The organism is Actinophytocola sp. (assembly GCF_009379765.1).
Classification (GTDB): Bacteria; Actinomycetota; Actinomycetes; order Mycobacteriales; family Pseudonocardiaceae; genus Actinophytocola.
The window spans coordinates 1-16214 of sequence record NZ_WHTD01000075.1 but is presented as its reverse complement, the minus strand read 5'-3'; the positions used below and the strand labels follow the sequence as shown (position 1 = coordinate 16214).

General features: G+C 71.3%; 17 protein-coding genes and 2 pseudogenes. 12 read left to right on the top strand and 7 right to left on the bottom strand.

Annotated elements, in window-relative coordinates:
- Window positions 1–47: 47 nt before the first annotated feature.
- The gene (gene ccrA, locus GEV28_RS22460) at window positions 48–1379 is read right to left on the bottom strand and encodes a crotonyl-CoA carboxylase/reductase (protein WP_291414087.1); all 1332 of its coding nucleotides are present in this window, start codon (window positions 1377–1379) and stop codon (window positions 48–50) included.
- Between the two features lie 196 nt (window positions 1380–1575).
- On the opposite strand from ccrA, the gene GEV28_RS22455 reads away from it, so the two are divergent.
- The gene (locus GEV28_RS22455; RefSeq protein ID WP_291414086.1) at window positions 1576–1962 is read left to right on the top strand and encodes an SPW repeat protein; all 387 of its coding nucleotides are present in this window, start codon (window positions 1576–1578) and stop codon (window positions 1960–1962) included.
- Between the two features lie 138 nt (window positions 1963–2100).
- Window positions 2101–2715, top strand: a complete 615-nt coding sequence (locus tag GEV28_RS22450) for a TetR/AcrR family transcriptional regulator (protein WP_291414085.1) — start codon at window positions 2101–2103, stop codon at window positions 2713–2715.
- Here the strand turns inward: GEV28_RS22450 and mce are convergent.
- Entirely contained in the window at window positions 2678–3121 is a 444-nt protein-coding gene (gene mce, locus GEV28_RS22445; RefSeq protein ID WP_291414084.1) for a methylmalonyl-CoA epimerase, read from the bottom strand. The genes GEV28_RS22450 and mce overlap by 38 nt on opposite strands.
- Before the next feature lie 124 nt (window positions 3122–3245).
- Between mce and GEV28_RS22440 the strand changes: the two genes are divergently transcribed.
- From GEV28_RS22440 to GEV28_RS22425, 4 genes are all read left to right on the top strand, one after another.
- The gene (locus GEV28_RS22440; RefSeq protein WP_291414083.1) at window positions 3246–4424 is read left to right on the top strand and encodes an acetyl-CoA C-acetyltransferase; all 1179 of its coding nucleotides are present in this window, start codon (window positions 3246–3248) and stop codon (window positions 4422–4424) included.
- Window position 4425: 1 nt separating this feature from the next.
- Window positions 4426–5379: a methylmalonyl Co-A mutase-associated GTPase MeaB gene (gene meaB / locus GEV28_RS22435; protein ID WP_291414082.1), complete on the top strand. Its 954-nt coding sequence runs from the start codon at window positions 4426–4428 to the stop codon at window positions 5377–5379.
- Between the two features lie 12 nt (window positions 5380–5391).
- Complete coding sequence (locus GEV28_RS22430) at window positions 5392–5925, top strand: hypothetical protein (RefSeq protein WP_291414081.1); 534 nt, start codon at window positions 5392–5394, stop codon at window positions 5923–5925.
- Window positions 5926–5996: 71 nt separating this feature from the next.
- Complete coding sequence (locus tag GEV28_RS22425) at window positions 5997–6902, top strand: hypothetical protein (protein ID WP_291414080.1); 906 nt, start codon at window positions 5997–5999, stop codon at window positions 6900–6902.
- Here the strand turns inward: GEV28_RS22425 and GEV28_RS22420 are convergent.
- The gene (locus GEV28_RS22420; protein WP_291414079.1) at window positions 6895–7926 is read right to left on the bottom strand and encodes a class I mannose-6-phosphate isomerase; all 1032 of its coding nucleotides are present in this window, start codon (window positions 7924–7926) and stop codon (window positions 6895–6897) included. The two genes, GEV28_RS22425 and GEV28_RS22420, sit on opposite strands and share 8 nt — an antisense overlap.
- Window positions 7923–8906 (bottom strand): LacI family DNA-binding transcriptional regulator, encoded by a 984-nt coding sequence (locus GEV28_RS22415; RefSeq protein WP_291414112.1) that lies wholly within the window; start codon window positions 8904–8906, stop codon window positions 7923–7925. Before GEV28_RS22415 ends, GEV28_RS22420 begins: the two co-directional genes overlap by 4 nt.
- A gap of 166 nt (window positions 8907–9072) precedes the next feature.
- Here GEV28_RS22415 and GEV28_RS22410 point away from each other — a divergent pair.
- Together GEV28_RS22410 and GEV28_RS22405 are read left to right on the top strand one after the other, a co-directional pair.
- Window positions 9073–9885: pseudogene (locus tag GEV28_RS22410) on the top strand (glycoside hydrolase family 47 protein); the annotation flags it as partial.
- 73 nt (window positions 9886–9958) lie between these two features.
- Entirely contained in the window at window positions 9959–10426 is a 468-nt protein-coding gene (locus tag GEV28_RS22405; protein ID WP_291414078.1) for a glycoside hydrolase family 47 protein, read from the top strand.
- Between the two features lie 90 nt (window positions 10427–10516).
- Here the strand turns inward: GEV28_RS22405 and GEV28_RS22400 are convergent, their stop codons facing one another.
- Both GEV28_RS22400 and pip read right to left on the bottom strand, forming a co-directional pair.
- Window positions 10517–11455, bottom strand: coding sequence for an SCO0930 family lipoprotein (locus tag GEV28_RS22400; RefSeq protein ID WP_291414077.1), 939 nt, complete (start codon window positions 11453–11455; stop codon window positions 10517–10519).
- Between the two features lie 134 nt (window positions 11456–11589).
- Window positions 11590–12522 carry a prolyl aminopeptidase gene (gene pip / locus GEV28_RS22395; RefSeq protein WP_291414076.1) on the bottom strand — a complete coding sequence of 311 codons (933 nt, stop codon included), beginning with the start codon at window positions 12520–12522 and terminating at the stop codon, window positions 11590–11592.
- 72 nt (window positions 12523–12594) lie between these two features.
- Here pip and GEV28_RS22390 point away from each other — a divergent pair, with 72 nt between their 5' ends.
- The 4 genes from GEV28_RS22390 (at window position 12595) to GEV28_RS22380 (ending at window position 14886) form a co-directional block, all read left to right on the top strand.
- The gene (locus tag GEV28_RS22390; RefSeq protein WP_291414075.1) at window positions 12595–13509 is read left to right on the top strand and encodes an ABC transporter ATP-binding protein; all 915 of its coding nucleotides are present in this window, start codon (window positions 12595–12597) and stop codon (window positions 13507–13509) included.
- A gap of 77 nt (window positions 13510–13586) precedes the next feature.
- A complete protein-coding gene (locus GEV28_RS42460; protein ID WP_367115162.1) occupies window positions 13587–14105 on the top strand; it encodes an ABC transporter permease in 519 nt (172 codons plus the stop codon).
- The gene (locus GEV28_RS42455; protein WP_367115161.1) at window positions 14087–14632 is read left to right on the top strand and encodes an ABC transporter permease; all 546 of its coding nucleotides are present in this window, start codon (window positions 14087–14089) and stop codon (window positions 14630–14632) included. The genes GEV28_RS42460 and GEV28_RS42455 overlap by 19 nt, the downstream gene beginning before the upstream one ends.
- A complete protein-coding gene (locus GEV28_RS22380) occupies window positions 14617–14886 on the top strand; it encodes a transposase (RefSeq protein ID WP_291414074.1) in 270 nt (89 codons plus the stop codon). The genes GEV28_RS42455 and GEV28_RS22380 overlap by 16 nt, the downstream gene beginning before the upstream one ends.
- A gap of 154 nt (window positions 14887–15040) precedes the next feature.
- On the opposite strand, the pseudogene GEV28_RS22375 reads toward GEV28_RS22380, so the two are convergent.
- A pseudogene (locus GEV28_RS22375) lies at window positions 15041–15921 on the bottom strand (IS982 family transposase).
- Window positions 15922–16214 lie beyond the last annotated feature (293 nt).

The window sequence follows — 16214 nt, the reverse complement described above, 5'->3', positions numbered from 1 at the left end:
ACGCTACCCTGCGCCGCTCGGCGAGGTGACGTGTGTAGGAAAGACCCTTACCCGCCGCGGAAACGGTTGATCTCCGTGAGATGCCGCTCACGCAGCTCGGTGTCGTGCACGCCGAGACCTTCCTCGGGGGCGAGGCAGAGCACGCCGACCTTGCCCTGGTGGGTGTTGCGGTGCACGTCGGTGGCGGCCTGCCCGGTCTGTTCCAGTGGGTACACACTGGACAGTGTGGGGTGGATCTTCGCCTTTGCGATCAACCGGTTCGCCTCCCACGCCTCGCGGTAGTTGGCGAAGTGCGAGCCGATGATGCGCTTGAGGTTCATCCACAGGTACCGGTTGTCGTACTGGTGGAGGAACCCGCTGGTCGACGCGCAGGTCACGATCGTGCCTCCGCGCTTGGCGACGAACACGCTCGCGCCGAAGGTCTCCTTGCCCGGGTGCTCCAACACGATGTCCGGGTCGTCGCCGCCGGTGAGCTCGCGGATCCGGGCGCCGAACCGCTTCCACTCCTTGGGGTCCTGGGTGTGCTCGTCCTTCCAGAACCGGTAGCCCTCGGCGTTGCGGTCGATGATCAGCTCCGCGCCCATCTTGCGGCAGATCGCCGCCTTCTCCGGCGAGGACACGACGCACACCGGGGTGGCGCCGCCGTTCAGCGCGAACTGTGTCGCGTAGGAGCCGAGGCCGCCGGACGCGCCCCAGACGAGGACGGTGTCGCCCTGCTTCATGCCGGCGCCGTTGCGGGAGACCAGCTGCCGGTAGGCGGTCGAGTTGACCAGGCCGGGGCAGGCCGCCTCCTCCCAGGTCAGGTGCGCGGGCTTGGGCATCAGCTGGTTGGACTTGACCAGCGCGAGCTCGGCCAGGCCACCGAAGTTGGTCTCGAAGCCCCAGATGCGCTGCTCGGGGTCGAGCATCGTGTCGTTGTGCCCGTCCGGGTGCTCCAGCTCGACGTTCAGGCAGTGCGCCACGACCTCTTCACCCGGCTGCCAGGCGTTGACCCCCGGACCCGTGCGCAACACGACGCCGGCCAGGTCGGAGCCGACCACGTGGTAGGGCTGGTCGTGCCGCTTGGCCAGGGGAGACGTCCGGCCGTAGCGGCGCAGGAAGCCGAAGGTGTCCATCGGCTCGAAGATCGACGTCCAGACGGTGTTGTAGTTGACCGCGCTGGCCATGACGGCGACGAGCGCCTCGCCCGGCCCGAGCTCGGGGGTGGGGACATCGTCCACGTGGAGTGACTTGCGCGGGTCTTTGTCCTGAGTGGACTGGCCGGCGAACATCGCCACCTCGTCGGCGTGGACCGTCACGCCCCGGTAGGACTCGGGGACGGGCAGCGAGCCGACCGCGGCCAGGTCACCGGCGAGTATCGCGTCGAGGATCTTCCGCATGCGCAGCGACGCTACCGACCGGTAACGGTACAGAGCCAGCGAGGTGAGGGGCGGGTCACTCGATGGTTCGAGATGTGGCCCCGGCCGTGCCGCGGGGGCCACCCGGAGTGTGACCCACATGACGCCGAACCGAGTTTGACCGGCCGGCCAATCAAGTGCATTATCGGTGCTGAGGCACAACACGGAGGTGGTCTCGATGACGAATCCATCCGCAACCGTCCGGCCGTGGACCAGGCCGCACGACTGGGCGGAGGTCGTACTGGGTGTCGTGGCGCTGTTGTCGCCCTTGTGGATGAACACGGACAACGCCGCGATGTGGACGATGATCATCCTGGGGGCGCTGGTCGCCCTGGACGGTCTCGCCTCACTGGCCGTGCCCGGCCAGGTCTACGGGGAGGGGATCCAGATCGTGCTCGGGGTGCTCATGTTCATCTCCCCATGGGTGATGAGCTACACCGAGCTCGGCGGCATCTCGTGGTCCTCGTGGATCATCGGCGCGCTGACGGTCATCGCCGGCGCGGCGGCGCTCCCGGTCGCCCAGGCGGCACACCGGGCCGGCACCGGAATGGCCGGCCAGCACTAGTGTCGGTGCGTCCGGCGGGCCGAACGACCCGCCGGGCGTGCGCAGGGCTGACCGACCCCTTCGATAACCGCACGCGGTCCATGGCGTGGCCTTCGGGGTTACGTTATGGACCGCGCGCCTGCGAGAAGGGGCAGCACGATGCGGCTGACGAAGAAGAAGAGCGACGACCCGTCCGCGCGCGAGCGGATCCTGGCCGCGGCCGAGGAGCTGTTCGCCGAGTCGGGCTTCGACGCCACCCCGACCTCCCGGATCGCGACCCGTGCCGGGGTGCCCAAGGGCCTCGTGCACTACTACTTCCAACACAAGCCCGACCTGCTCACCGCGCTGGTCGCACGGCTGCCCGACGAGCACGTCGAGCCTTCGGGCGTGGTCGTGCCGGGGGACGTCGCGGCCAGCCTGCGCCGGCTGGTCGCCGAGCTCGACGCCCGGCTGCGGGCCTCCTACCTGCTCTCCCACCTGCTCTGGCGCGAGGCCGACACGCACACCGCGGTCCGCGACGCGCTCCAGGCGCGGTTCGGCACGGTCGTCGACCAGGTCCGCGCGGTGATCACCGCGGCGAGCACCGGCAGCCTGCCGGTCGCCGCGGTCGACACCGCCTCGGGGCTCCTCGCGCTGGCGGTGAGCTACCGGCACTCGGTGGCGCGGCACGGCGACACCGCCGACGTGGCGAGCGCGGAGACCATGGACCGCGAGGTCGACTTCATCGCGGGCGCGCTCACGGCCGGGTCGGCGCCGGCTCCACTAGCTCAATGAGCACGCCGCCCGCGTCCTTCGGGTGCACGAAGTTGGTCCGGCTGTTGGCCGTACCCGCGGCGGGCTCGTCGTATATCACCCGCAAACCCTTGGCGCGCAACGCTTCGCTGGCCGCGTCGAGGTCGGAGACCCGGTAGGCCACCTGCTGCACGCCGGGTCCCCTGCGGGCCAGGAACTTGCCGATCGTGGTGTCCGGGCCGAGCGGCGCGAGCAGCTGTACGGCCGTTCCGGCGGCGTCGCCCGGCGGGTGCATCATCGCCTCGCGCACGCCCTGTTCCTCGTTGACCTCCTCATGGGTGAGCTCGAAGCCGAGGACGTCGCGGTAGAACGTGATCGCCTCGGCCATGTCCGGCACGGCGATGCCCACATGGTCGACGGCGGTGACGTACGGCTTCAGCTCGTCCATGTCAGACAAGGTAACGCCGGAGATCGTCCGGCGCCTGTGCGGCTACTCACATCACGCGGGGTCCGCGGGCACCGTCCCGAGTATCGTCCGAAGTTAACGACCGCTAGCCAATGGAGGACTCGTCGTGTCCGGTTCCGTCATCGTCGCCGGGGCACGTACCCCGATCGGCCGCCTGCTCGGCTCGCTCAAGGACTTCACCGGCGCGCAGCTCGGCGGCGTCGCGATCAAGGCCGCGCTCGACCGGGCCGGCGTCGCGCCGGAGCAGGTCGAGTACACGATCATGGGGCAGGTGCTGACCGCGGGCGCCGGGCAGATTCCCGCGCGCCAGGCCGCGGTCGCCGCCGGCATCCCGATGGACGTGCCCGCGCTGACGATCAACAAGGTGTGCCTGTCCGGCCTCGACGCCATCGCGCTGGCCGACCAGCTCATCCGTGCGGGCGAGTTCGACATCGTGGTGGCCGGTGGGCAGGAGTCGATGACCCAGGCGCCGCACCTGCTGCCGAAGTCCCGCTCGGGCTTCAAGTACGGCGACGTGTCGATGATCGACCACATGGCCCACGACGGCCTGTTCTGCGCCTTCGACCAGGTGGCCATGGGCGCGGCGACGGAGAAGCACAACTCCCGCTACGGGCTCACCCGCGAGGAGCAGGACGCGTTCTCCGCGCGTTCGCACCAGCGCGCGGCGGCCGCCATCTCCGGCGGGCTGTTCGCCGAGGAGATCGCGCCGGTGTCGGTGCCGCAGCGCAAGGGCGACCCGATCGTGTTCGACACCGACGAGGGCGTGCGCGGCGACACCACTGTCGAGAGCCTCGGCAAGCTGCGGCCCGCGTTCTCCTCGGACGGCACGATCACCGCGGGCTCGGCGTCGCAGATCTCCGACGGTGCCGCCGCGGTCGTGGTGACGAGCAAGGCGAAGGCGCGGGAGCTCGGCCTGTCCTGGCTGGCCGAGATCGGCGCGCACGGCGTGGTCGCCGGGCCGGACGCGAGCCTGCACGAGCAGCCGGCCAACGCCATCAAGGCGGCGCTGGCCAAGGCCTCGCTGTCGGCGTCGGACCTCGACCTGGTGGAGATCAACGAGGCGTTCGCCGCGGTCGGCGTGGTGTCGACCCGGCAGCTGGGCGTCAGCGAGGACATCGTGAACGTCAACGGCGGCGCGATCGCCCTGGGTCACCCGATCGGGGCGTCCGGGGCGCGGTTGGCCGTGCACCTGGCCCACGAGCTGCGCCGCCGCGGTGGCGGGCTCGGCGCGGCCGCGCTGTGCGGTGGGGGCGGGCAGGGCGACGCCCTGCTGCTCAAGGTCTAGCTTGTCCCGTGTGGACATCCCGGCGCTGGTCGCGGACGCCCGGTCCGGTCAGGCGCGGGCGGTCGCGCGGCTGATCTCGCTCGTCGAGGACGAGAGCCCGCACCTGCGTGCGGTGGCGGTCGCGCTGACGCCGTTCGTGGGGCGGGCGCGGGTGCTGGGCCTCACCGGACCGCCCGGCGTCGGCAAGTCGACCGCCACGTCGATGCTCATCGCGGCGTTCCGCGCGCGGGACCTTCGGGTGGGTGTGCTGGCGATCGACCCGTCGTCGCCGTTCTCCGGCGGGGCGCTGCTCGGCGACCGGATCCGGATGCACGACCACGCCACGGACCCGGCGGTGTTCATCCGCTCGATGGCCACCCGCGGCCACCTCGGCGGGCTCGCCACCGCGACCCCGCAGGCGCTGCGCGTGCTGGACGCCGCGGGCTGCGACGTGGTGCTGATCGAGACCGTCGGGGTTGGACAGTCCGAAGTGGACATCGTGGGGCTGGCGGACACCACGGTCGTACTGCTGGCGCCGGGCATGGGCGACGGCATCCAGGCGGCCAAGGCCGGCATCCTCGAGATCGCGGACGTGTTCGTGGTGAACAAGGCCGACCGGGACGGCGCCGAGCAGACCGTGCGCGACCTCAAGCACATGATCTCGCTCGGCCGCCGCTCGCTGGGGCCGGCGTGGCGCCAGCCGATCGTGGCGACGGTGGCGTCGGCGGGGGAGGGCGTCGACGAGGTGATGGCGGCGCTCGACACGCACCACGACTGGCTGGTCTCGCACGGCGAGCTCGACGCCCGCCGCGCGCGCCGGGCCGAGCGGGAGATCGAGGCGATCGCCGTGGCGTCGCTGCGGTCCCGGCTCGGCGGCGTGCGGGGCGGCGAGGCGCTGTCCGGCCTGGCGAGGCGGGTGGCGGCCGGCGAGCTGGACCCGTACGCGGCGGCGGACACCCTGATCGCCGGCACGTGACACCATCGCCCGATGCGTGCCGAGATCAACCTGGGCTGGGCCATGGCGTGGCGGGCGACGCTCGGTGGGCTCGTGCTGGGTGGGGGCGGGCTCGCGCTGTGCGTCGCCGCGGTGGTGGGGCCGCCCGGCCGCGACCCGAGCCAGCGGGCGCTCGCGGTGCTGTTCGGGCTGGTGCTGCTGCTCGTCGGGGTGGGGGTGCTGGTCGCCGTGCGGACGAGCGGGCTGCGGATGCGGCTCGACGAGGACGGCGCCACGGTCCGGCACCGCACGCACGGCGGGTTCTCGGTGCGGTGGGATGAGCTCGCGCGGGTGCGGCTGCTGCGGGAGAACCGGTGGGTGGGCCGGGGCCGGGCGTGGCACTACACGCTGGTGCTCGAGCCGGCCGGCGCGGACTTCGGCGAGCGCAACCCGGACCTCGACCTGTGGCGCGAGGGCGCCGACTACCGCTACGAGCTGGGCCGGCTGGGCCTCGCCGGCCGGCGGCTGGACCGGGAGCTGGCCCGCCGCTGCCCGCACACCTACCGAGGCCTGACCCGCGTCGACTAGTCAGGGTTAGCCAGGGTGGGTCGCCCCCGATCGCCCCGGCGGCGTCGGTGCCCGCCGCTACCATCGGCCGCGTGACGATGCCGCCAGGGGGACCACACTTCCAGCCGCCGTACGGCGGACCGCCCGGCCAGCCGGGCCCGCGGGGCTACGGCCCGCCACCGGGATATCCGCCGCCGGGCCACCCGCAGCCCGGATACCCACAGCCCGGATACCCACAGCCGGGTGGCTACCGGCCACCGCCGCCGGGCTATCCGGCGGCCGGCTATCCCCCCGGCGCGCCGGGTCCGGCCGGTCTCGCGCCGATGGCTCCCGGTCCGATGGGGGCGGGTCCGATGGGGGTCGCGCGGGGGTACGGGCCCGGCGCGGTCGTCATCGATGTGGGGAGCACCGACGGCAGGAAGGCGGTCATCGGGGCCGTGGTGGCCGGGGGGATCGGGCTCATCGCGGTCGTCTCGGGGCTCATCGGCGCCGTCGACGGGGGCACCGGCGCGGCCATCGCGGCCGTCGCCATCGGGGCGCTGTTCCTCGTGCCCGCCATGTTCGTCGTAGCCAAGCGGGACAAGGTCTTCCGGCCGCGCCGGCTGGTCTTCGAGCCCGCCGGCATCCGCTGGGACGACCCGCAGGGCGCCCCCTGGGCGGTGCCGTGGGCCGAGCTCGCCGCCGTCTCGATCTCCAAGCACGTCCCGGTGGAGCTCAACCAGAGCGTCAGCGACAAGATCGCCGGCGCCGCCACGGACAAGATCGCCGGCGAGCGCGCGTACGTCCGCCTCGACCTCTACCCCGCCGACCCCGGGTTCGCCGGCCGGCACCCCGAGATGGCGCACCTCTGGGAACGCCAGGGCGTGCGGAACGGCTACCGCATGCCGCTCGGCAGCAACGTCAAGTTCATCCCGCTCGTCGCCCAGGGCGTGGGCCGCTTCGCCCCGCAGATCTACCGCGGGGTCAACAACACCGAGGGCTTCATGGGGCTCAGCTAGGGGACGGCGGCAGGCAGCGCAGCGCCACCACGTCCCCGGACACCGTGGCCGCGCCCGCGCCGTGGGGCACCACGAACGTGTCGCCGCGGGCCACCGGCCCGTCGCCGGCGTGCTCGGTGTGCAGCACGCCGGCCCCCGACAGCGCCACCAGCACCCCGAACGACGCCGCCAGCTCGGCCCCGCCCTGGACCCGCTCCGCGCGGAAGAACCCCGACGCCGACTCGCCGAACAGGTCGCGCACCGGCGCGCCCGTGTCCTCCTGGCGGCGCCCCAGCGTGCCCAGCCGCCCGCCGCCCCAGCCGCTCAGGTCCACGCAGCCCAAAGCCTTCTCGAAGCCGATGCCCAGGTGGCCGCCCGCCGCGTCGGACAGGAAGCCCTGCCACTCGAGGGTCACCGACAGGTCCGTCGGCTGCTGCAGCTCCACGATGAACACGCCCGCGTCGATCGCGTGCGGCACCCCGGCCGGCACGAACACCGTGTCGCCTGCCCGCACGGTCGTCGAGTTGAGCGCGCCGAGCATCGCCGCCGCGTCCTGCCGGGCCACCCAGTCGGCCACCGCGCTCGGCGACACGTCGTCGGTGAATCCGATGTGGACGGTCGCGCTCGGGCCCGAGGTGCCCACGACGACCCACGCCTCGGTCTTGCCGTACCGCGACCCGAAGTGGGCCGCGGCGAACTCGTCGGACGGGTGGCAGTGCACCGGCAGCCGCTGGCCCGCGTCGAGCAGCTTCACCAGCAGCGCCGAGTCCGCGCCGAACCGCGCGACGTGCGCGGCGCCCAGCCAGTCGTCGGGGTGCTCGGCGACCGCCTCGCGCAGGAGCCGCCCGTCCGGCAGCACGGTCAGCCCCAGGTCGGGCGAGCCGTGCAGCGTCGTGCACGACGCCACCCAGTCCTCCGGCCCGAACTCGCGGACCTCGTACTCGCCGCGCAGCGCCGCGATGGCCGCCCCGCCGCGGTAGAACCGCTCCGGCTGGTTGGCCGGCAGCCGAACGGGCAGCAAGCCGTCGAAAGCAGTGTCGGTCACGGGCCAACCTCTCCGGAGCCACGGGGTACGAGCCGGACCGGGAGCACGATCCGGCGGGGTGGCGAGCCGTCGCCGTCCAGCCGCGCGAACAGCAGCTCCGCGGCCGCCTTGCCGAGCACGCCGGGGTCCAGCGCGACCACGCTCACCGGCGGGTCGAGCAGGTCGGCGAGCTCGAAGTCGTCGAAGCCGACCAGCGCCGGCCGGGTGGGCGCACCGGCCAGCGCGCGCAGCGCCAGCACGGTGATCCGGTTGTTGCCGGTGACCAGCGCGGTGGCCGGGCTCGGCCCGTCCAGCACCTGGCGCAGCGCGGCGGCCACCCCGTCCGCCGTGGGTGGGCCCATCGTGACCAGCCGCTCGTCGAAGCGGAGGCCCGCGGCGACACAGCCCTCGCGGAACCCGCGCAGCCGCTCGCCCGCGGTGAAGATCGACGGCGCGTCGCCCAGGAACGCGATCCGCCGGTGACCGTGCCGGGCGAGGTGCGCGACGGCGGACGCGGCGCCCTCGACGTTGTCCACCAGCACGGTGTCCATGACGACGTCACCGGGCGGCCGGTCGACGAACACCACCGGCATCCCGGACGCGATCTCCGGCATCAGGTACCCGTGCCGCGCCCCGGCCGGGACGACGATCAGCCCGTCCACCCGACGCGCGCAGAACTCCAGCGACAGCTCGCGCTCGCGGGCGGGGTCCTCGTCCGACGACCCGGTCAGCACCTGGCGGCCGAACCGGCGGGCGACCTCCTCGGCGGCGCGGGTGAGCCCCGAGTAGAACGGGTTCGCCACATCCTCGAGCACGAGCCCGATCGTGCCGGTGGAGGAGCCGCGGCGCAGGTTGAGCGCGCCGATGTTGCGCCGGAAGCCCAGCCGCTCGATGGCCGCCAGCACCCGCTCGGCGGTGTCCACGTGCACCCCGGGCTCGTCGTTGACCACCCGGGACACGGTCTTGATCGAGACGCCGGCCAGCCGCGCCACGTCGCTCATCGTGGCCCGGCGCACCTTGCGCGATCGGTGGTTGGACAACGTTGTCATGATGCCGGCGATTCGACTACGCCGCGGCCGCGGTTGTCAACGCTTGACGGACCTGGGGACTTTTCGGAAGGTGGTCTAGACCGCAGGTTCATCCCGACAAGGTTGTCAGGACCACCGGATGCGTACTTCCCTGCATCGCAGAAGGTTCCTCGGACTGCTCGGCGCCGCCGCCGGGCTCGGTGCGGCCGGGGAGGTGAGCGCCCCGCAGGCGTTGGCCGCGCCCGCAGCGACGTCAGCACGATGGCGGCCGTTGGCCGACGACGTCCGCGACGAGACCCGGTGGGCCTGGCGCAACTACGTGGCCAAGGCGTTCGGGCACGACCAGATCAAGCCGGTCAGCGGCGGCTTCGAGGAGTTCTTCGTGCCGGGCCACCCGGTCGGGCTGACGATCGTCGAGGCGCTGGACACGCTCTGGCTGATGGAGCTCGACGCCGAGGTGGCGCAAGGCGTCGAGTGGGTCGAGGCCAACCTCCGGTTCGACATCGACGCCCCGTTCCAGGTCTTCGAGACCAACATCCGGATGGTCGGCGGCCTGCTGTCCGGCTACCACTGCATTGGCGAGCAGCGGCTGCTCGAGCCGGCCGCGGACCTCGCCGACCGGCTGCTGCCGGCGTTCCCGAAGTCGCCGAGCGGCGTGCCGTACCGGTTCGCGAACCTCGCGACCGGCGCGGTGAGCGGGCCGGAGACCAACCTCGCCGAGACGGGCACCTACGTCACCGAACTCGGTGCGCTGTCGGAGTGGACCGGCGACCGGAAGTACGTCGACGCCGCCAAGCGGGCGTTCGAGGTGACCTTCGCCAAGCGAAGCCCGCTCGACCTGCTGCCCTTCGCGGTGCACGCGGAGACCGGCGAGTGGCTCAACACCACGGCGACCGTCGGACCACCCGCGGACTCCTACTACGAGTACCTGTGGGACGGCTGGAAGCTGCTCGGCGACCCGGACCTCAGGTCGTGGTACGACACGCTGGTCGACGCCATCGTCGCCCATCAGTCCGAAGTGGTCGATGGGCGAGCTGGGCTCGTTCTTCGCGGGCCTGCTGGCCGAGGGCGGCGACGCGGCGACCGGGCGGCGCTACCACGACTCGTGGAACGTGGTGCAGGATCGCTACGGCGTGCTGCCCGAGGGCATCGAGTACTCGACGCTCGCGGCCACCAGCAGGGGAAACCAGCTGCGCCCGGAGTTCGCCGACGCCGCGTTCAGCCTGTGGCTGGAGACCGGTGACGAGCTCTACCGGCAGCGGAACCAGAAGCACTTCGCGCAGATGAGACGCACCTCGAAGGTCCGACACGGCTACCCGATCCTCACCGACGTGACCACGAACCCGGTGGGGCGCGGGGACTTCTGCCCCGGCTACTGGTGGTCGGAGCAGCTGAAGTACTACTGGCTGACCTTCGGTGACGCGCGGCGGTTCGACTACGGCGACCACTACCTGTCGACCGAGGGCAACCTGCTGAAGGGAGCCCGCAAGTAAGGCGAACCGGGTGCGCGCCGCCGGCGCGCACCCGGTTCCATTCACCGCGGGAGATCTGTAGCCGGGCAGATCAGGCGGCGAGCTGGGGGATCAGTAACCGGTGCCGGTGTCCGTGTCCGGCTCTGTGTCGGGTGCCGTGTCCGCGGGTGCCTCGGCCGGGGCCTCCCGCGGCTGGACCGGGGCGGCGGACTTGCAGCCGGCAGGCTCGATCACGAACCACGTGCCGGCCACGCCGTGGCCGTTGGTCTGGCCGGCATCGGTGTCGCCCTCGTACCGGTACACCGGCCAGCCGCCGACGGTGACCTGCTCGGTGCCGTCGTCGCGGGTCACCGAACCGATGATCGCCTTGTCCAGGCCGGTCACCTGCACGTTGCCGTCGTCGATCACCGGCGGCCACTTCTCGGCGCACGCCCCGTTGCATACCGACTTCGACGGTGCCTTGGAGTCCTTGGTGAACAGGTAGAGCGTCTGGCCGTCCTGGTCGGTCAGCGCGGGCCCGAAGCCGGGCAGCTCGGCGGCGACGACCTGGACCGGCCCGCTCTGCTCGGGCTGCGCGCCCGCCTTGCCGCCGTCCGGGGTGACCGCGAACCACGTGCCGTTCACGCCCTGCCCGTTGACCTCGCCGGGTGCGGCGTCGTCGGCGAACTTGTACACCGGCCAGCCGTTGACGGTGACCTGGTTCGTGCCGTCGTCGCGGGTCACCGTGCCGATGAGGCTCCGGTCGACGCCGCTGACCTCGATGTCCACCTCCGAGGTGAGCGGCGGCCACTTGGCCGCGCAGGCGGTGTCGCAGTTGGACCTCGGCGGCTCGGCGGAGTCCATGGTGAACCGGTAGAGCGGGTAGCCGTCCTGGTCGGTGAGGATCTGGCCGAGGCCGTCGACCTCGACCGCGCTGAGCGTCACGTCCGCGGCCTGCTGGACGCCGGCGGCGGCGACCTTGGTGGGCGGCGGTGCGTAGGTGTCGGTTGGGGACTGCGGGCCGCAGGTACAGGCGCTGAGTGTGACCAGACCGATGGCCGCGGCTGCCATCGTGACTACAACGTGCTTGCGAGACACGGTGTTCCCCTCGCTTCGGCTGCGGCCTCCCGCGCCCGTCTCGCGAAAGACCTTCGCTCTCCTACCCGAGAACGGCGCGCCGCCGGTTCACGAGATTTTCGACCCACTCACGTTCGGGCGAACCGGTCGAGCGCGGCCAGGAGGGTGCCGGCCATGCCGGGGGTCGCCGTCTCGTGCGCGGCCTCGTCGACCACGGTCAGCTCCGCGTCCGGCCACGCGTGCGCGAGCAGCCACGGGCCGCCGTCGAGGTTGCCGAAGTCCAGCCGGCCCTGCGCGAGCACCCCCGGGATGCCGGCGAGCCGGCCGGCGTCGGCCAGGAGCACGCCGTCGGGACCGAGGAAGCACCCGTTGCTCCAGTAGTGCGTGACGATCCGGGCGAACGCGAGCCGGAACCGCGGGTCCTCGTAGCGCGCGCTCGGCGGCATGGTCGGCAGCATCGCGTCCTCCCACTCGCACCACGCCGCGGCCGCCGCCTCCCGCTCGGCCGCCGACTCCGACGCGAGCCGCCGGGCATAGCCGGCGGGAATGTCCGATGATGTCGCGGCCGCCCGGAACGTCTCCCACGCCGCCGGGAACAGCGGGCCGAGGCCGCGGGTGAGCAGGTCCACCTCGGCCTGCCTGCCGGTCGCCACCGCGAACAGCACGAGCTCGCTCACCCGCTCGGGAAACCGTTCGGCGTAAGCGAGTCCGAGGACCGATCCCCACGAGCCGCCGAACACGAGCCAGCGGTCGATGTCCAGCGTCGTGCGCAGCAGCTCCAGGTCGGCGAGCAGGTGGCCGGTGGTGTTCGTGGTGAGGTCGACGACCGGGTCGCCCGCGTGCGGGATGCTGCGGCCGCAGTTGCGCTGGTCGAGCAGCACGATCCGGTACCGGGCAGGGTCGAACCAGCGGCGGTGGTCCGCGGTGCAGCCCGAGCCGGGGCCGCCGTGCAGCACGACCGCGGGCTTGCCGTCCGGGTTGCCGCACTGCTCCCAGTACACGAGATTCCCGTCGCCGACCTCCAGCATGCCGTCGGCATAGGGTTCGACCTTCGGATACATCCCACTCTCCTTTGGTGGCGAATGTCGTTGTGGCCGGACGTTCTCGGCGTCTGCTCGGCTATGTTCACGCACGTGATCGACACAGCGAACGCCGCGGTGTTGGTCGAGGACATCCACAAGGCGTATGAGGACCTGAAGGCGGTGGACGGCGTGTCGCTGTCCGTCGCGGAGGGGGAGTTCTTCGGCATCCTCGGCCCGAACGGGGCCGGCAAGACGACGATACTGGAGATCATCGAGGGGCTGCGCGAGCCCGACGCCGGGACGGTGACCCTGCTCGGCGAGTCGCCGTGGCCGCGTCAGGTCGCCCTGCTGCCGCGGATCGGCGTGCAGCTGCAGGCGTCCGCGTTCTTCGAGAAGCTCACCGCGCGCGAGCAGCTCGAGACGTTCGCCTCGCTGTACGGCGTCGGCGCCGCGCAGGCGCACGGCATGCTCGAGCTCGTCGGCCTCGCCGACAAGGCGGACACCCGCGAGGACAGGCTCTCCGGCGGCCAGCGCCAGCGGCTCTCGATCGCCTGCGCGCTCGTGCACGACCCGGACGTGGTGTTCCTCGACGAGCCGACCGCGGCGCTGGACCCGCAGGCCAGGCGCAACCTCTGGGACGTGCTGCGCGCGATCCAGGACCGCGGCAAGACCATCGTCTACACCACGCACTACCTGGACGAGGCGGAGATCCTCTGCGACCGGGTGGCGATCATGGACAAGGGCCGGATCCTCGCCATGGACCGGCCGGCGGCGCTCGTCCGCGGGCTGGACGCGCCGACGCACGTGATCCTCGAGCGCGGCTTGCTGTCCCCATCGGACGCTTCGGCGCTGCCAGGTGCCGACGACGTCACCGAGGACGAGCTGTCGCTGACCATCTCCACCCGCAAGCCCGCCGACGTGCTCTCCTCGCTCACCGAGCGCGGTTCGCTCGCCGGGCTGCAGGTGCGCACCGCCACCCTCGAGGACGTCTTCCTCGACCTGACCGGACGGGAGTACCGGGCGTGAGCCCCCAACGCGACGTGCCCGGCAGGACCGGTGCGAATGCCTTTCACGCCGAGCGGAGCGAGGCCGGTCGACGCAGCGTGACCGCGTTCAAGAGCCTCGCGCTCGCCATGCTCAAGGGGTTCTACCGGGACAAGGCGACGCTGTTCTTCACGTTCGTCTTCCCGCTGATGTTCCTCGTCGTGTTCGGGCTGCTGTTCCGGGACGCGGGCGCGGAGAAGATCGACATCGGGGTCGTCGGCGAGGGTCCGGTGATCGCCGCGCTGGAGCAGACCGGCGCGCTGGAGCTCGAGCACCACGACAGCTTCGACGAGGCCGTGCAGAAGGTGACGGACGGCGACCTGCCGGCGGTGGTGGCCGAGGACGGCGACAAGATCACCTTCCGGTACGCGCAGAGCGACCAGACCCAGGCCGGCACGATCAGCGGGATCGTCCAGGGCGTGGTCAGCGAGATGAACCAGCGGTCGACCGGCGAGCCGCCGAGGTTCACCGTGGACGGCTCGAACGTCGAGGACTCCTCGCTCAAGCCGATCCAGTTCATCACGCCGGGGATCATGTCCTGGGCGTCGCGGTCACCGCGGTGTTCGGCGCGGCGCTGACCTTGGTGAGCTGGCGCAAGAAGCAGGTGCTGCGGCGTATCCGGCTCGCCCCGGTGCAGGTGTCCACGGTGCTCACCGCACGCGTTGTGGTGACCGTCGGCGTGGCGATCCTGCAGGCGGTGATCTTCCTCGGGATCGGTGCGCTGCCGGTGTTCGGGCTCAAGCTCACCGGCACGTGGGCGCTGGCGATTCCGGTGTTCCTGCTGGGGATCCTGGCGTTCTTCGCCATCGGCATGCTGGTGGGCGCGTTCTGCAAGACCGAGGAGGCGGCCACCGGCGCGGCCAACATCGTGGTGCTGCCGATGGCGTTCCTGTCCGGCACGTTCTTCCCGATCGACCAGGCGCCACCGTGGATGCAGACGATCTCGAAGGTGTTCCCGCTCCGCCACATGAACGACGGGATCATGGACTTTCTCGTCCGCGGCCGGGACGCGAGCGCGCTGGTGACGCCGTGCCTGGTGCTGGCCGCGTTCATCCTGGTGGTCGGTGCGATCGCGGCGAAGGTCTTCCAGTGGGAGGACAGCTAGACCGCACCCAACCGTCGCTGCCGATGGAACCCGGCCGCGCCGCGACGATGACGCATGACGACAAACGCTACGGCACCATCGACCTGTTCGCGGCGATGACCATCGCGACCGGCGACGTCCTGACCGATCTTCGCAAAGGCCACGCCGGTGCCGACGTCCTGTGGTTCTTCAAGCAGATCGGCAAGACCGTCCCCCGCGGACTGGGCGTGCACGTGGTCCTGGACAACCTGTCCACCCACTCACCCCTGAGATGATGACGTGGCTCGGTCACCGCGGTCGGCGGCGCTGGCATCTGCACTTCACGCCAGCGCCGAAGAGATCGGCACCGAGGTCCAACGCGGACGAACCACACTCCACCAGATCAATACCCAGACAGACCGCTAGATGATTGATTTCGTGAAGTTGGTGTTAGTGGTCGTAGGCGATCAGTGATCGTTTGCTGGTTACGCCGGTTGTCCAGTTGTGCCAGATGCCGGCTGCTATGGCCAGCAGGCGCTGGGCGACGCGGGTGAACACGCCTGCGGGGTGCGTCCGCCGTGGTGTTCGAGGCCGAGTTGGCCTGTGAGGGTCTGGTTGACCGACTCGATCCTCTGGCGTACGCCGCCGAGGTTGCCGTTGCGGTAGGTCTCGTCCTTGCGGTCCGGGCGCAGGCCCTTCTCGTCGGTGAGCTGTTTGAACGGTTTGCCGGGGAAACTCTTGTCGGCCAGCAGGATCTGGCCGTCGCGGATGAGGTGATGGTCGTGGTTCAGCAGCGCGGCGAGGACCTCGTGTTCGCCGATCTTGGGGTTGGTCAGGCACCACGAGACGGGCATGCCGTCGCCGGTGCACACGAGGTAGAGCTTCAGACCCCAGTACCAGCGGGAGTGTGACGCGCAGTAGCCGTAGTCGGCGTGTCCGGCCAGGTCCGAGCGTTTCACCGTTTCGCGCGACATGTCGCAGGGACCGGGGGTCGCGTCGGTCATCCACAGGTCGTCGAACCAGGACGGGCAGCACGCCGCCAAGGTCAGGATCGCCTTGCGCAGCAACGGTTCCGCGTTCATCAGTCGCTTGTGATAGCTGGGTTGTTCCGGCAGGTAAGGGAACATGGTCCGCCACTGCGGGTCGCTGTGGATATGCCGGATCCAGCGGCGTTCGCGGTGGTAGCCCAGCAGCACCTGGGCCACGGCCAGGCAGAGGAGTTCACTGTCGGTCAGTTCGGGCCGGCGGCCACGACCGGTGCGAGGCGGTACCACATGGTCGTCGATCAGCACGTAGAGTGCGGTCAGGAGGGCGTCTAGGTCTTTGCTCACACATTGATCTTGGACGTCCTCCTCTCATGTCCACGCTCCGGCCCCACTTCACATGATCTTCACGGAATCAGTCGTCTAGTCTGTCGCCCTGGTGGGCGGCGCGTTCCGGGCTGAAAATGGGGTGGTTGCCCGCTGACGCTGTTGCTCTGTGGCCGTGCGAGGTCGTCGTCTGGTCGGGCGCTGGGAGCTGGCTCGTGGGCCCTTCGGTGTTGCTTCGAGCACGCGGATTGGATTCGCCAGTCCTCGCAGCTCCTGCGGTCAACCGGCTGATGGTGGTGGCGGGAGGAGGACGG

Bases quoted from the DNA above. Each gene is read 5' to 3' on its own strand.
- GEV28_RS22400 (WP_291414077.1), bottom strand. From the start codon at position 11,455: ATGGCAGCCGCGGCCATCGGTCTGGTCACACTCAGCGCCTGTACCTGC.
- ccrA (WP_291414087.1), bottom strand. From the start codon at position 1,379: ATGCGGAAGATCCTCGACGCGATACTCGCCGGTGACCTGGCCGCGGTC.
- mce (WP_291414084.1), bottom strand. From the start codon at position 3,121: ATGGACGAGCTGAAGCCGTACGTCACCGCCGTCGACCATGTGGGCATC.
- GEV28_RS22415 (WP_291414112.1), bottom strand. From the start codon at position 8,906: ATGAGCGACGTGGCGCGGCTGGCCGGCGTCTCGATCAAGACCGTGTCC.
- GEV28_RS22455 (WP_291414086.1), top strand. From the start codon at position 1,576: ATGACGAATCCATCCGCAACCGTCCGGCCGTGGACCAGGCCGCACGAC.
- pip (WP_291414076.1), bottom strand. From the start codon at position 12,522: ATGTATCCGAAGGTCGAACCCTATGCCGACGGCATGCTGGAGGTCGGC.
- GEV28_RS22430 (WP_291414081.1), top strand. From the start codon at position 5,392: ATGCGTGCCGAGATCAACCTGGGCTGGGCCATGGCGTGGCGGGCGACG.
- GEV28_RS22405 (WP_291414078.1), top strand. From the start codon at position 9,959: ATGGGCGAGCTGGGCTCGTTCTTCGCGGGCCTGCTGGCCGAGGGCGGC.
- GEV28_RS22450 (WP_291414085.1), top strand. From the start codon at position 2,101: ATGCGGCTGACGAAGAAGAAGAGCGACGACCCGTCCGCGCGCGAGCGG.